The organism is Nonomuraea sp. NPDC003560, from assembly GCF_042878785.1.
Lineage (GTDB): Bacteria > Actinomycetota > Actinomycetes > Streptosporangiales > Streptosporangiaceae > Nonomuraea.
In genome coordinates, this window is the sequence record NZ_JBIAOF010000010.1 from 296,968 (window position 1) to 310,989 (window position 14,022).

12 protein-coding genes are annotated in these 14,022 nt (G+C 72.2%); 9 read left to right on the forward strand and 3 right to left on the reverse strand.

Going from position 1 to position 14,022, the window contains the following annotated elements:
- Nucleotides 1–24: 24 nt before the first annotated feature.
- The 3 genes from ACFYUV_RS34900 to ACFYUV_RS34910 all read left to right on the forward strand — a co-directional run bounded on the left by ACFYUV_RS34900 (nt 25) and on the right by ACFYUV_RS34910 (nt 3,565).
- Entirely contained in the window at nt 25–1,209 is a 1,185-nt protein-coding gene (locus ACFYUV_RS34900; RefSeq protein WP_387676292.1) for a glycine C-acetyltransferase, read from the forward strand.
- The gene (locus ACFYUV_RS34905; protein WP_387676294.1) at nt 1,206–2,000 is read left to right on the forward strand and encodes an SDR family NAD(P)-dependent oxidoreductase; all 795 of its coding nucleotides are present in this window, start codon (nt 1,206–1,208) and stop codon (nt 1,998–2,000) included. Before ACFYUV_RS34900 ends, ACFYUV_RS34905 begins: the two co-directional genes overlap by 4 nt.
- Nucleotides 2,001–2,071: 71 nt before the next feature.
- Nucleotides 2,072–3,565 carry a CoA-acylating methylmalonate-semialdehyde dehydrogenase gene (locus ACFYUV_RS34910; protein WP_387676629.1) on the forward strand — a complete coding sequence of 498 codons (1,494 nt, stop codon included), beginning with the start codon at nt 2,072–2,074 and terminating at the stop codon, nt 3,563–3,565.
- A gap of 82 nt (nt 3,566–3,647) precedes the next feature.
- Here ACFYUV_RS34910 and ACFYUV_RS34915 read toward each other — a convergent pair whose 3' ends face one another.
- Nucleotides 3,648–4,418 (reverse strand): GntR family transcriptional regulator, encoded by a 771-nt coding sequence (locus tag ACFYUV_RS34915; protein ID WP_387676297.1) that lies wholly within the window; start codon nt 4,416–4,418, stop codon nt 3,648–3,650.
- Nucleotides 4,419–4,526: 108 nt separating this feature from the next.
- On the opposite strand from ACFYUV_RS34915, the gene ACFYUV_RS34920 reads away from it, so the two are divergent.
- The 3 genes from ACFYUV_RS34920 (at nt 4,527) to ACFYUV_RS34930 (ending at nt 8,483) form a co-directional block, all read left to right on the forward strand.
- On the forward strand, nt 4,527–5,690 hold the full coding sequence (locus tag ACFYUV_RS34920; RefSeq protein ID WP_387676300.1) for a pyridoxal phosphate-dependent aminotransferase: 1,164 nt from the start codon (nt 4,527–4,529) through the stop codon (nt 5,688–5,690).
- 108 nt (nt 5,691–5,798) lie between these two features.
- Nucleotides 5,799–7,058 carry a serine hydrolase domain-containing protein gene (locus ACFYUV_RS34925; RefSeq protein ID WP_387676303.1) on the forward strand — a complete coding sequence of 420 codons (1,260 nt, stop codon included), beginning with the start codon at nt 5,799–5,801 and terminating at the stop codon, nt 7,056–7,058.
- 195 nt (nt 7,059–7,253) lie between these two features.
- Entirely contained in the window at nt 7,254–8,483 is a 1,230-nt protein-coding gene (locus ACFYUV_RS34930; protein WP_387676306.1) for a serine hydrolase domain-containing protein, read from the forward strand.
- A 48-nt stretch (nt 8,484–8,531) separates the two neighbouring features.
- Here ACFYUV_RS34930 and ACFYUV_RS34935 read toward each other — a convergent pair whose 3' ends face one another.
- Nucleotides 8,532–9,044 carry a hypothetical protein gene (locus ACFYUV_RS34935; RefSeq protein ID WP_387676309.1) on the reverse strand — a complete coding sequence of 171 codons (513 nt, stop codon included), beginning with the start codon at nt 9,042–9,044 and terminating at the stop codon, nt 8,532–8,534.
- A 61-nt stretch (nt 9,045–9,105) separates the two neighbouring features.
- The gene (locus ACFYUV_RS34940) at nt 9,106–10,266 is read right to left on the reverse strand and encodes a PucR family transcriptional regulator (protein WP_387676312.1); all 1,161 of its coding nucleotides are present in this window, start codon (nt 10,264–10,266) and stop codon (nt 9,106–9,108) included.
- Nucleotides 10,267–10,503: 237 nt separating this feature from the next.
- Between ACFYUV_RS34940 and ACFYUV_RS34945 the strand changes: the two genes are divergently transcribed.
- The 3 genes from ACFYUV_RS34945 to ACFYUV_RS34955 are packed head-to-tail and all read left to right on the forward strand — an operon-like array spanning nt 10,504 to nt 14,020.
- Complete coding sequence (locus ACFYUV_RS34945) at nt 10,504–11,337, forward strand: alpha/beta fold hydrolase (protein WP_387676315.1); 834 nt, start codon at nt 10,504–10,506, stop codon at nt 11,335–11,337.
- A gap of 25 nt (nt 11,338–11,362) precedes the next feature.
- Nucleotides 11,363–12,223, forward strand: a complete 861-nt coding sequence (locus tag ACFYUV_RS34950) for a VOC family protein (RefSeq protein ID WP_387676317.1) — start codon at nt 11,363–11,365, stop codon at nt 12,221–12,223.
- Between the two features lie 27 nt (nt 12,224–12,250).
- Nucleotides 12,251–14,020: an FAD-dependent oxidoreductase gene (locus ACFYUV_RS34955; protein ID WP_387676320.1), complete on the forward strand. Its 1,770-nt coding sequence runs from the start codon at nt 12,251–12,253 to the stop codon at nt 14,018–14,020.
- Nucleotides 14,021–14,022 lie beyond the last annotated feature (2 nt).

Sequence of the window (14,022 nt, forward strand, 5' to 3'; positions counted from 1 at the left end):
CGCCGACCGGCAGGGAGGCAGGGCGTGAACGCCGCGCTGCTGCACCGGCTCCGGGCCGAGCTCGACGAACGCCGGGCGACCACCGGACTGCGCCGCGACCTCGTGGTCTCGGGCCCCCAGGGGCCGGCGCTCGGCGTGGACGGCGAGTGGCTGGTGAACTTCGCCTCCAACGACTACCTCGGGCTCGCCGGCGACCCGGAGGTCCTCGACGCGGCCCGGCGGGCGCTGCGCGAGACGGGGCTCGGGGTGGCGGCGGGCCGGGTGCTCTGCGGCACCCGGGCCGTCCACGGCGAGCTGGAGGCGTGCATCGCCGAGCTGGTCGGCGCCGAGGACGCCGTGCTCCACAACTCCTGCTTCGACGCGAACCTCGGCCTCTTCGACGCCCTGCTCGGCCCGCAGGACGTCGTCCTCAGCGACGCGCTCAACCACGCCAGCCTGATCGACGGCATCCGCCTCACGAGGGCCCGGCGGCGCGTCTTCGCCCACGCCGACCTCGACGAGCTCGAACGCCACCTCATCGAGTTCGCCGGCGCGCGCCACCGCCTCATCGTCACCGACGGCGTCTTCAGCATGGACGGCGACGTCGCCGCGCTGCCCCGGCTCTGCGAGCTGGCCGAACGCCACGACGCGGTGCTCGTGGTCGACGACTCGCACGCCACGGGGGTGCTGGGCACGACCGGCGGCGGCACCGCCGAGCACTTCGGACTGAAGGGACGCGTCGACGTGCTGACGGGGACGCTCGGCAAGGCACTGGGCGGCGCGGCCGGCGGCTTCGTCGCGGGCGACCGCGCGCTGGTCGAGACGCTGCGCCAGGTCTCGCGGCCCTACATCTTCACCAACGCCATGGCCCCCGCGCTGGCCGGGGCGGCGCTGGCGGCGATCCGCATCGCACGACGGCGTCCCGACCTGCGGGAACGCCTGGCCGCCAACACCGCCTGGCTGCGCCGGGCGTTGCGCGACCTCGGCTACGAGGTGCCGCCGGGGGAGCATCCGATCATCCCCGTGATGCTGCGCGGCGGCACGCTGGCCCGCGACGTGGCGGCGGCGCTCCGCCGCGAGGGCGTGCTCGCCTTCGCGCTCTCCCACCCGGTCGTCCCGGCCGGCGAGGAGCGGATCAGGGTGCAGGTCTCGGCCGCGCACACCGCCGGCCAGCTCGAACGGGCGGCGGCCGCCTTCGGCCGCGCGCGTGCCGTCCTGGCCGGCTCATGAGCACCGCCGAGGGGCTGCGGGCGCCGACCAGCGCCGACGGCCGCGAGCTGGCGGGCCGGGTCGCGATCGTGACCGGCGGGGCCCGCGGCATGGGCCTGGCCGCGGCACACGCGCTGGCCCGCCGCGGCGCCACCGTCGCGGTGTTCGACCTGGCCGCGCCCGGCCCGGGAGAGCTGGCGGCGACGCTGGCCGTGCCGGCGGACCGCGTCCGGTCGCTCGCGGTGGACGTCACGGACGGCGACCAGGTCGAGCGGGCGTTCGCCGCGCTGCTGGCGGAGCTGTCGCGGCTGGACATCCTGGTCAACGCCGCGGGCGTCGCACCGCCGACCCCGTTCGAGGAGATCACCCGGGCCGAGTGGAACCAGGTGCTGGCGGTCAACGTGCTCGGGACGGCCCTGTGCTGCCGGCAGGCGCTTCCCGCGATGCGCGCCCGGAGCTGGGGCCGCATCGTCAACTTCTCCTCCACCGCCGGCAAGACCATCAGCACCGCGGGCGGCGCCCACTACACGACGGCCAAGCACGGCGTCCTCGGGCTCACCCGGCACCTGGCGAAGGACTACGGGCCCGACGGGATCACGGTGAACGCCGTCTGCCCGGGACTCATCGACACCCCGATGGCCCGCGCGCTGCTGCCCGGAGCGGCGCTCGAACGCGCCACCCGGTCGTTCCCGGTGCCCCGCGTCGGGCAGCCCTGGGAGGTCGCCGAGCTCGTCGCCTTCCTCGCCTCGGACCGCGCGGCGTACATCACCGGGGCGGCCATCGACATCAACGGCGGCGACCTGATCGTCTGACGCGCTGCCGAACACCCGCAACCAGCACCCCACGAGAAGGTGAGCTTTCTGTGAGCACAGGGACAGTCAGGATGATCCGGCACCGGATCGACGGCCGCGAGACCGCCGGCCGGTCGAGCCGCACCGCCCCGGTATGGAACCCCGCGACCGGCGCGCGTCAGGCCGACGTGCTGCTGGCCGAGCCCGCCGACGTGGACGCCGCGGTACGGGCCGCGCGTGCCGCCCTGCCGGGCTGGGCCGACACCTCGGTCATGCGGCGCTCGCGCTTGATGTTCGCCTTCCGCGAGCTGGTCGACAAGCACCTCGACGACCTCGCGCGGCTGGTCTCCGCCGAGCACGGCAAGGTCCTCGACGACGCCAGAGGCGAGCTCGTCCGCGGCCTGGAGGTGATCGACTTCGCCTGCGGGATCCCGCACCTGCTCAAGGGCGAGTACTCCGACCAGGTCTCGACCGACGTCGACCTGTTCTCGTTCCGGCAGCCGCTCGGCGTCTGCGCCGGGATCACGCCGTTCAACTTTCCCGCCATGGTCCCGCTGTGGATGCATCCGATCGCGATCGCGACCGGCAACACGTTCGTGCTCAAACCCTCCGAACGCGATCCGTCGGCGGCCAACCTCATCGCCGATCTCTACGCCGAAGCCGGTCTGCCCGACGGCGTCTTCAACGTCGTCCACGGCGACAAGGTCGCGGTCGACGCGATCCTCGACCATCCGGACATCGACGGCGTGTCGTTCGTCGGCTCGACGCCGGTCGCGCGGTACGTGTACGAGCGCGCGACCGCGGGGGGCAAGCGCGTCCAGGCGCTCGGCGGCGCCAAGAACCACGCCGTCGTGCTGCCCGACGCCGACCTCGACCACGCCGCCGAGCATCTGGTCGCGGCCGGGTACGGCTCGGCGGGCCAGCGCTGCATGGCGATCTCGGTCGCCGTCGCGGTCGGCGACGTGGCCGAGCCGCTCGTCGAGCTGATGCGCGAGAAGGCGCAGGCGATCAAGGTCGGACCGGGGCTGGAGGCCGGGTCCGAGATGGGGCCTGTCGTGTCGGCGGAGGCGCTGGAACGGATCGGAAGCTACATTGACTCCGGCGTCGCCGCAGGCGCCGACCTCGTCGTGGACGGGCGCAAGCTCGACATCGAGGGCGACGGCTTCTTCGTCGGGCCGACGCTGTTCGATCACGTCACGCCCGAGATGGACGTCTACCGCGACGAGATCTTCGGCCCGGTGCTCGTCGTCGTGCGGGTCGGCTCGCTCGACGAGGCGATCGACCTGATCAACGGCAACAACCTGGCCAACGGCACGGCGATCTTCACCAGGGGCGGCCACGCGGCGCGCCTCTTCCAGCGCTCCGTGCAGGTCGGGATGATCGGCGTCAACGTGCCGATCCCGGTGCCCATGGCGTTCCACTCGTTCGGCGGCTGGAAGCAGTCGCTGTTCGGCGCGCACCACATGCACGGTCCGGAGGGCGTCGCGTTCTACACGCGCGCGAAGGCCGTCACCAGCCGGTGGCCGGAGGAGCGGGAGGACGGCCCGCGCCACCGCGGCGACCTCTCCTTCCCGACGGCGGTCTGACCGGACGGCCCGGCCTCCGACCGGCCTCGCGCCGCACCCCGGAGGCCCGGCCCCCGCCCGGCCCACCCCGGCCCGGCGCGGGCTACGCCCGCGGGCGCGACCCGGGCAGCTCGATGTGCGCCCGGCTCACCGACGTGCTCTTCGCCAGCACCTGCAGCAGGTCGCGGCGCACGCGCTCGCACCGCGCGCGCATCGCGTCCCGGGCGGCGTCCACGTCACGCGCGCGCAGCCCCTCGTAGACGGCCCCCAGCTCGCCGGGCGGGCTCGCGATGCCGGGATCGATCAACGCGGCCATGCGCAGAACCCGTTCCAGTTCGTCGAGCACGTCGACGATGGCCTTGCCGAGGCGAGGGTTGCCGCTGAAGTTGGCGATGATGCCCTCGAACTCGATGCCGGCCTGGAGCGACTCCTCCTGTTCCACTTCGCCCGCCGCGAGCGCGATGGGCACCTTGGACAGCGCTTCGAGCCGTTCGAGCGCCGGCGCCGTGACTCCGAGACGCGCCGCGGCGGCGGCCGCCTCGCCGGACAGCAGCGTCCGCAGGGCGCACAGGGCGTCGGTGTCCTGCAGCGTGATCGGGCTGACGACGTAGCCCGCGCGCGGAAGCGCGGTCACGAGCCCGTCGCGCCGCAACCGGGCCAGCGCCTCGCGCACCGGCGTCTTGCTGATCCGCCATTGCTCGGCGAGCGACGTCTCGGTGAAACTGCTGCCGGGCGGCAGGGTCAGATCGATGATCTGGCGCCTGATCGCCCGGTAGGCCTGGCTCGTGCGGTCGAGGCCGGTCTCGTCCGTGCCGACCAGCAGCAGCGCGGGGATGTGCGGCGTTCCGCTGACCACGCCATGGATGTCGGACATCGCGCCAGAATACCAATTCTCAGCGTTGATACAGCAGCTCGGCCGTCCCGCCTCGGATAGAGATATTTATTCTTGTTGTTGATATCTCAGTATGCGATGCTTCGTTCCATGCAGCGAAACTCCTGGTCCCTTCCCGCCGCGAGCGACTTCCCGGCGCTGGGGGCGATGAGCACCCGCGCCCGCGCGGAGCGCGGCGCACGCGACGGTGTGCGGATGCTCCCGCTCGTCGGCGCCCCGATCCTGCCCATGCCCGAGCACGTACGGCGGGCGGTGGCGGGCGCGATGGACCTGCCCGACCCCCGCGACACCCGCGGCCTGCCGGAGCTGCGCGCCGCGATCGCCGCCGAACTGGAGCGCGAGCACGGCCTGCGCGTCGATCCCGAGCGCCGCCTGCTGATCACCCACGGAGCGATGCAGGGGCTCTCCCTCGTGCTGCGCACGGTGCTCGCGCCGGGCGACGAGGTGATCGTGCCGACCCCCACCTACTTCTTCGACGGCGCCATCCGCGAGGCCGGCGCCACGCCGGTCGGCGTCCCGTCCCGCGAGAGCGACGGCTGGGCGCTCGACCTGGCCGGCATCGAGGCCGCCGTCACCAGCCGCAGCCGGGCCGTGCTGCTGTGCAATCCGACCAATCCGACGGGCTACCTCCCCGACGCCGCGACCCTCGCGGCCGTGGTCGACCTCGCCGCCCGCCACGGGCTCCTCGTCATCTCCGACGACTCATGGCAGCACTTCACGTACGACGGCCACCGCTACCACCCGGTGGAGGCATTCGCCGACCGCTGGCCGCACCTGGTCACCGTCACCAGCCTCAGCAAGTACTACGCGCTGGCGAGCTGGCGGCTCGGCTACGTCCTGGCGCCGCCACCCGTCATCGACGCGCTCAACCGCCGCTTCGAGTGGGAGGCGGTGTGTTGCGGAGTGGTTCCGCAGCGGGCCGCGGTCGCCGCACTCACCGGCCCACGCGACTGGCTCGACCTGGCGCTCTCCACCTACCAGGCCAAGCGCGACCTCGTCTGCGACGGCCTCGCCGCCAGCGGCTTCCCCCCGCCCGTACGGCCCACGGGCGGCGCCTTCCTGCTCGCCGACTGCTCATGCCTCGGTGAGACCCCGGCCGCCATCGACCGCGCACTCCTGCGGAACGGCATCGCGACCGTGCGCGGCGCCGACATGCACGCTCCCGACACGCATGTCCGCATCACGTTCGGCTCCGACGAGGGAACGCTCGCCGAGCTGGTCCGCGGCCTCGCACAGGCCCGCCGAGCGTCCTGACGTGCCCGCCCGTCGGCACGGGCGGCGGGACGGTTCATGACTCCTGTCATGGTGAGCCGATGACAGCCGCGACTGACCGCGGAACCGCGTTCGGATCATGCTTACGCCATGAACATCCGGACGCTTGGAAAGAACGCCTCGGCCGTCGTCCTGACCGCCGGGATGGTGCTGGCGGCCAGCCCCGCCCAGGCCGCCCCGGCTCGGGAGACCGGCCTCGACCGGCAGGCGCTGCGGCAGTCGCTGGACGCCGTGCACGAGGCCGGCATGTACGGCATCTACTCGACCGTCCGAGACGGCGAGCGCAGCTGGCGGGGCGCCTCCGGCGTGGCCGACGTCGCCACGAAGCGCCCCGTGCGCCCCGGCATGGCGCACCGGGTCGGCAGCATCACCAAGACGTTCACCGCGGTGGCCCTGCTCCAGCAGGTGGCCCGCGGCGCCGTCGAACTGGACGCCCCCATCGCCCGCTACCTGCCCGACGTGGTGCCGGGCGAGCGCGGCCAGAAGATCACCGTGCGGATGTTGCTCAACCACACGAGCCACATCGCCGACCACGTGGGCCCGGCCTTCCCCTCGCTGCTCCAGGGCACGTTCGAGAGCCTCGACGACAACCGTTTCCGCACCTTCTCCCGCCGGGAGCTGGTCGAGCTGGGCCTGGCCGCCACGCCCACCGGCGAGCCGGGCGCCACGCCGGGGATCTACTCCAACACCAACTACCTGATCGCCGGCCTGCTCCTGGAGAAGGTGACGGGCGAGAACGCCGAGCAGTACATCACCCGCAACGTCATCCGCAAGGCGGGGCTGCGGCACACGTCCTTCCCGCGCACGCCGGTCATCCCCGGCCCGCACTCCAAGGCGTACGAGTCGATGTTCGGCTTCATCGACCCGCCCAAGGACTACAGCGTCTACAACATGTCGTGGATCACCACGGCGGGCGCCGTCGTGTCCACGATGGAGGACCTCAACCAGTTCTACCGGGTGCTGCTGCGCGGCGGGCTGATCGGCCCGGCCGAGCTGGCCGAGATGCAGAAGACCGTGCCCGTGGCCGGCGTGTCGGACGCCTACGGCCTCGGCATCTACGCCACCGACCTGCCGTGCGGACGGTTCTGGGGCCACAGCGGCGGCGTCTTCGGCATGGCCACCGACTCCTACACCAGCCCGGACGGCGCCCGCCAGCTCTCCATGGGCGTCAACCGCACGAAGTACCAGAGCCTGGACGAGAACGGCAACATCGTGATCAGCCCGATCGACTACGCCGCCGTCGACCACCTGCTGCTGGGGCTCTGCGGTCAGAGCGCGGCGCGCACGACGGCGGCGCAGCCGCAGATCGTCCCGTTCGCCGTGGACCGGCTGGTCTCCGTCAAGCGCTAGCGTCACCGCTCACCACGGCTCACGTCGATGCCGCCGGCTCACCCCGGCGGCATCGGCATGCCGGCAACGGTCGTGTCAGCGGCGGTGTCAGTGCGGTGACGGCTCGGTGTCAGGGCTGTCCGCGAGGGTCTACGCATGGCCGCCGGACCGGTGACGGATCCGGCGGATCGACCACCGCGACAAGGAGACACGATCATGGCAATCGGCGGGAACGGCTTCTCCGAGCAGGGGCTGCGCAGGCTGCGCGAGGTGCTGGCCCGGCACGTCGACTCGGGGCGGATCCCGGGCCTGGTCGCCCTGGTGAGCCGCGGCGAGGAGACGCACGTCGAGGCGATCGGCACGATGCGGCACGACGGCGGCGCACCCATGCGCCGCGACACCGTCTTCCGGATGGCCTCCACGTCCAAGCCCGTCTCGATCGCGGCGGCCATGGTGCTGGTGGACGAGTGCCGGCTGCGGCTGGACGACGTGGTCGACCCGTGGCTGCCCGAGCTGGCCGACCGGCGCGTGCTCACCAGCCCCGGCGCGCCGCTGGACGACACCGTCCCGGCCCACCGGCCGATCACCGTGCGGGACGTGCTGACCTCCACCTTCGGGCTCGGCATGGACTTCACCGCGCTGGGCAAGCCGATCATGAACGCGATCTTCGAGCGGGGCCTCACCCCGAACCTGCCGGTCGAGATGCCCGAGCCGGACGAGTGGATGCGCCGCCTGGGCGAGCTGCCACTGATGTACCAGCCGGGAGAGCAGTGGCAGTACCAGATCAGCAGCGACCTGGTCGGCGTGCTCGTCTCCCGGGTCACCGGCCGGCCGTTCGAGGAGTTCCTGCGCGAGCGCGTCTTCGAACCGCTCGGCATGACCGACACCGGCTTCCACGTGCCCGCCGACCAGCTCGACCGGCTGCCCGCCCTGTACGCCCCCGACCCGGTCACCGGCGAGTTCCTCGTCTGGGACGAGCCCGAGGGCGGACGGTGGAGCAAGCCGCCGGCGTTCCAGGGGGGCGGCGGCGGCCTGGTCTCCACGGCCGACGACTACCACGCCTACTTCCGGATGTTGCTCAACGGCGGCACCCACCAGGGCACCCGCGTCCTGTCCCGGCCCGCCGTCGAGCTGATGACCACCAACCGGCTCACTCCGCAGCAGAACGACGCCCGTACCGCCCTGGCCAGGAACAACGTGCACATCTCCTTCGGCCAGGGACAGCAGGGCGGCTGGGGCATGGGCATGGCGGTGCGCACCTACCGCGGTGACTACGCCCCGGTCGGCCAGTTCGGCTGGGACGGCGGCAGCGGCACCTCGGCCTACGCCGACCCGGTCAACGGGCTCACCGGCATCCTGCTCTGCCAGCTCGGCTACTCCGTCCCGAACCCCGCCCACCTGATGAACGACTTCTGGACCACCCTCTACCAGGCCCTCGACGACTGACCGGGGCCCGCTCCGGCGACGAGGCGGGCACGGGCCGCGCCTGACTGCTCAGCTGTGCCGGGCCGCGGCGGTCAGCTCGCGCAGCCGGGCCAGGAACGCCTGCCCGGCCGGCCCGGTGTCGAGCGGCAGCAGGTACGAGCTCGCCTCCGACGACCCGAACCACCGCGCCTGCACGTCGACCCCCGTGGCCCGCCCGTACAGCGCGGGGTCCGCGACGTGCAGCGAGACGTCCGCCAGCCTGGCGCCCAGCCGCACCTGCGTGCCCCGGTCGGTGACGGTGGCGATCACGATCACGCCCGGCGTGACGACGGCCGCCGTGGTGAACGGCCCGACCTCCGGCCCGGCCGCCCTGGACGCGCCGAACAGCCCGCTCAGCAGGCCGCGCCGCCCGCGGCCCGGCGGCAGGACGGGGACGCTGCGGGTCTCGCAGCAGACGTCGGCCGTCTCCGCCAGGTCGCCGAGCAGCTGCTGCCCGGCGTATTCCGTGACCGCGGCCCGCAGACGGTCGTCCAGGTCGTTCACCGGGCACAGCCGGGTCGCTCGGGTGTGGTCGAGGCTCATGACGCTCCCCTGATGAGGTCGGGCGGACGGGCGCCCGGCGGCGCCCATCGCGCCGCCGGGCTCATTCGTGCGGCCACAGGCCGGCGAGGCGGGCGATGCGGAGACCGGCGTGCAGCTCCAGGCGGATCGACCCGTCCGTGATGTCGCAGCCGATGACCTCGCGGATGCGGTCGAGCCGGTAGTAGAGCGTGCTGCGGTGGATGCGCAGCCGCCGCGCCGCGCTCTGGATCTCGCCGCCGCTGTCGAGGTAGCCCTCCAGCGTCGCCGCGAGCTCGACGCCGTGCGGCGCGTCCAGCAGGCGCCGCACTCCGTCGGGGAACTGGCTCGGCGTCAGCCGGTCGAGCGGTAGTTGCAGGAACAGGCGGTCGAGGCCGAGCTCGTCCCAGAAGACGCGCTTGCCGTACCGCTGCGGATCGAGGCGCGAGGCACGCTGGGCGAGCCGGGCCTCGTGGTAGGACTCGACCGCCTGCGCCAGCGACGGCTGCACGCCGCCCACGCCCGCCACGACCGCCTCCAGACCCGGCCCGGCGAGCGCGCGTTCGAGCCTGTCGCGATTCACCGGACGCGGGAAGAGAACAATTCCTTCGGCCCCGAGAACGGCGCCGACGATTTTCACCGTAGTCGATCTCGTGGTGAATTCAAGAGTCGCCTCGACGGCCAGCCGGGTAATGGATCTGGGCGCCGAGTCGGGGGCCCGGAGAACGAGCACCGAATAATGCTCGACATCGTCGATGAGATTGTCCCGCACGAGTTTCCCGGCCGCCTCCGCGCGTTTCTCCGGCGATTCTCCGAGCAATTCCGCGAGCAGCTGCCGGGAATTCTCGGTGCCGTGCCGGCGGTCGGAGATGCGCAGCGACAGCAGCGCGCCCATTTCCGGCGCGGCCGATTCCAGCAGCGCCAGGTCGTCGGCGCGCGGCGCCTCCCGGTCCTCGACGTAATAGACGTAGCCGAGCAGTTGCTGCTCATGGCGCAACGGCAGCACGACCAGCTCGCCGTCGTCCTGGGGGACCCGCACGCCGTGCCTGGCCTGGCGCAGCCGATGCTGCTCCACCAGCGGCTTCGTCAGCGGGGCGGTCGAGCCGGCGAGCAACCGGGCCAGCCGGGCGAGCCGCGCGTCGGTGTCGTGGACGCTGAACGCCGCGATCCTCAGGTCCTGATCGACCACCACGAGCGCGACGCCCAGGCGATCGGCCAGATCTTGCACGGCGTCATCAAGGCTCACCGGGGTTGCTCCTCTCCTGCGACACAGCGTCGGATCGGCGCCGACAACTAACGACAGATCGTACGAAGCGCATCAACGTGGTGTCCGTCTACGGTGGTGCGACAGCGCACAAGTTAGCAATGCGAGGGGTGCGGGTGGCAAGCCCCGCCGTCGCCGCGCGGGCCGATCACAGCCGTCCGCCCGATCAACAGATCATGCCGGGCAATGCCCGTACAGCACGGGAAGGAACCCATTCCAGTGACCGAGCGCACCGTCGAGACCAACGGCTATTCCACGTTTTTTCTGGAAAGCGGCGACGACAACCGCGAGACCGTGATCCTGCTGCACGGCGGCGGCCCCGGCGCCAACGCGGTGTCCAACTGGAGCGGCTTCATGCCCGCCCTCGGCGACGACTACCACGTGCTGGCTCCCGACCTCGTCGGCTACGGCCGCACCGACCATCCCGAGGACATGCCGGGCAGCCTGACCGGCTGGATGCGCATGCGCGTCGAGCAGGTGCTCGCCCTGATGGACGCCCGCGGCGTCGAGCGGGCGCACCTGGTCGGCAACTCGATGGGCGGCGCCCTGGCCATGCACCTGGTGATGACGGCGCCGCAGCGCTTCGCCCGGATCTCCCTGATGGGCAGCGCGGGCGGGCACTCGCAGCCGACGCCCGAGGTCATGCGGATGGTGTCCTTCTACAAGGACCCGACGATCAGCGCCCTGGAGAACCTCACCAAGTGGTTCGTCTACGACGAGGACGCGCTCGGCACGTCGATCTCGGAGATCACCGAGACGCGTTACCAGGAGGTCATGCGGCCCGAGGTGCGGCGTTCCTTCGAGCGCTTCTTCTCCTCCTCGCCCGCCGAGATGGCCGTGCCGCCGTCGGCGCTGCGCCGGATGCCGCACCCGTTCCTCGTCGTGCACGGCCGCGAGGACCGGTTCGTCACCCCCGACTCCAGCGTCTTCCTCCAGCAGCACCTGCCCAACGCGCAGCTGCACATCTTCCCGCACTGCGGCCACTGGGTGCAGATCGAGCGCGCCGCCGAGTACGCGGCGCTGCTGCGGGGCTTCCTCACCGACGCGTTCTGACCTCGTACGACAGGAGACATCAGGCATGGACATCAAGCAGCTCGGCTACCTCGGCCTGTCCGCGCGCGAGCCGGACGCCTTCACCGCCTACGCCACGGACATCCTCGGCATGCAACGGGTCGCGGGGGAGGACGGCGCCACCCACTTCCGCATCGACGACGTGCACCACCGCATCACCGTCGAGGCCGGCGAGCAGGACGGCGGCGCCTACTACGGCTGGGAGGTCGCCGACGCCGGCGCGCTGAGCGCCGCGCTCGACGAGCTGAGCGACCACGGCGTCGTGGCCTGCCAGGCGACCCAGCGCGAGCTGGAGATCCGCCGCGTGGCCGGCATGGCGCACTTCCTCGACCCCGCCGGCAACCGGGTCGAGCTGTTCCACGGGGCCTCGGCGGGCGAGGGGCAGTTCACCTCGGCGCGCGACATCGAGCGGTTCGTCACGGGCGACCTCGGCCTCGGCCACGTGGTGCTGGCCAGCCCGGACGTGGCGGCCCAGCAGCGGTTCTACACCGACGTCCTGGGCTTCAAGATCAGCGACACGATGCGCAGGCCGTTCCAGGCCACGTTCCTGCACACGAACCCGCGCCACCACAGCATCGCCTTCGTGGACGGCCCGTTCTTCGGCATCCACCAGCCGTTCCTGCACCACTTCATGCTGGAGGTCCCCGACATGGACCAGGTCGGGCGCACCTACGACCTGGTGCTCGACCGCGACGTCCCGGTCACCATGACGCTCGGCCGGCACAGCAACGACCAGATGTTCTCCTTCTACGCCGAGTCCCCGGTGGGCGTGCACACCGAGTTCGGCAGCGGTGGCGTGCTCATCGACGACGCGACCTGGCAGGTCACCGAGATCCCCGGTCCCGACCTCTGGGGCCACCGGCACTGACGTCCCTCCCTTCTAGGAGCCATTGACATGGAAACCCCCACCCCCGTCGTGGAGACGGACGTGCTGATCGTCGGCGCCGGCCCGGCGGGCGCCACCGCCGCGGCGCTGCTCTCGACGTACGGCATCGCCAACGTGGTGCTCAACAAGTACGCCGGGGTCTCGAACACGCCTCGCGCGCACATCACCAACCAGCGCGGCGTCGAGGTGCTGCGCGACCTCGGGCTGGAGGGCGAGGTGACCAGGTACGCCACCCCGCAGCACCTGATGGGCGAGCACGTGTACGCCACCAGCCTCGCCGGCCAGGAGCTCGGCCGCCTGCGCACGTGGTACACCCACCCGCACTTCAAGGCCGAGCACGACCTCGCCAGCCCGTGCTCGGTGTGCGACCTGCCGCAGCACGTGCTGGAGCCCATCCTGGTCAACGCGGCCGCCGCGCGCGGGTCGTCGGTGCGTTTCAACACCGAGCTGCTGACCTTCACGCAGGACGACGACGGCGTGACCGCCCTGGTCAAGGACCGGCTGACCGGCCAGGAGTACGGCATCCGCAGCAAGTATCTGATCGGCGCGGACGGCGGCAACTCGACCGTCGCCGCGCAGGCGGGCCTGCCGCTGGTCGGCAAGATGGGGCTCGGCGGCTCGATCAACGTGGTGTTCGAGGCGGACCTCACCCGCTTCGTCGAACACCGTCCGGGTGACATGTACTGGTTCGTCCAGCCGGGCGTCGGTCATGACGGCAACGGCATCGGCGTGCTGCGCATGGTGCGCCCGTGGACCAAGTGGGTCGGCGTGTGGGGCTACGACGTCGAGGCCGGTCAGCCCACGCTCACCGAGGAGGACGGCGTCCGCATCGCCCGCCAGCTGATCGGCGACGACCAGGTGCCGGTGAAGGTCGAGTCGATCTCCACCTGGGCGGTCAACGACGTCTACGCCACCGACAACATGGCGGGCCGGGTCATCTGCGTCGGCGACGCCGTGCACCGGCACTCGCCCATGAACGGCCTCGGCTCCAACACCTCCATCCAGGACAGCTACAACCTGTGCTGGAAGCTGGCCATGGTGGTGCGCGGCGAGGCCGCCCCGGCGCTGCTCGACAGCTACCGGGACGAGCGGCTGCCGGTCGCCAGGCAGATCGTCCAGCGCGCCAAGCGCAGCGACGGGCTGATGCCGCAGCTCTTCATGGCGCTGCGCCTGCCGCCCGCCTCCGGCGCGGAGGAGCTGCGCGCCGCCCTCGACGGCCTGCTGCCGCCGACGGCCGAGGGCGGCGAGCGGCGGCAGGCGTTCGACGCCGCGATGCAGGCCACGATCATGTGCTTCAACACGCACGGCGTCGAGACCAACCAGCACTACACGTCCGGCGCGATCGTGCCCGACGGCACGCCCGAGCAGCCCGCGCCGCGGGACGAGGAGGTCTACTACTTCGCCTCCACCCGTCCGGGACGCCACCTGCCGCACGTGTGGCTGACCAGGGACCAGCAGCGCGTCTCAACCTTCGACCTGTGCGGGCGGGGCCGGTTCACCCTGCTCACCGGCATCGGCGGCGCGGCCTGGCGGGAGGCGGCCGAGCGCGTCTCCGAGCGGCTGGGCGTGCCCGTCCGGGTGCGGTCGATCGGCCGCGGCTGCGACTACGAGGACAGCTACGGCGACTACCGCGCCCTGTCCGAGGTCGGGGACGACGGGGTGCTCCTGGTCCGTCCCGACCACATGGTGGCCTGGCGGTCGGCGTCGATGGCGGACGATCCGGAGGCGGCGCTGGGCGCCGTGCTCGGCCGGATCCTCGGCCCGGCGACCAAGGAGTAGCG

What these genes read in the sequence shown, in the direction of transcription:
- ACFYUV_RS34955 (WP_387676320.1), top strand. Translation starts at nt 12,251, where the DNA reads ATGGAAACCCCCACCCCCGTCGTGGAGACGGACGTGCTGATCGTCGGC.
- ACFYUV_RS34935 (WP_387676309.1), bottom strand. Translation starts at nt 9,044, where the DNA reads ATGAGCCTCGACCACACCCGAGCGACCCGGCTGTGCCCGGTGAACGAC.
- ACFYUV_RS34925 (WP_387676303.1), top strand. Translation starts at nt 5,799, where the DNA reads ATGAACATCCGGACGCTTGGAAAGAACGCCTCGGCCGTCGTCCTGACC.
- ACFYUV_RS34905 (WP_387676294.1), top strand. Translation starts at nt 1,206, where the DNA reads ATGAGCACCGCCGAGGGGCTGCGGGCGCCGACCAGCGCCGACGGCCGC.
- ACFYUV_RS34915 (WP_387676297.1), bottom strand. Translation starts at nt 4,418, where the DNA reads ATGTCCGACATCCATGGCGTGGTCAGCGGAACGCCGCACATCCCCGCG.
- ACFYUV_RS34950 (WP_387676317.1), top strand. Translation starts at nt 11,363, where the DNA reads ATGGACATCAAGCAGCTCGGCTACCTCGGCCTGTCCGCGCGCGAGCCG.
- ACFYUV_RS34930 (WP_387676306.1), top strand. Translation starts at nt 7,254, where the DNA reads ATGGCAATCGGCGGGAACGGCTTCTCCGAGCAGGGGCTGCGCAGGCTG.
- ACFYUV_RS34920 (WP_387676300.1), top strand. Translation starts at nt 4,527, where the DNA reads ATGCAGCGAAACTCCTGGTCCCTTCCCGCCGCGAGCGACTTCCCGGCG.
- ACFYUV_RS34910 (WP_387676629.1), top strand. Translation starts at nt 2,072, where the DNA reads ATGATCCGGCACCGGATCGACGGCCGCGAGACCGCCGGCCGGTCGAGC.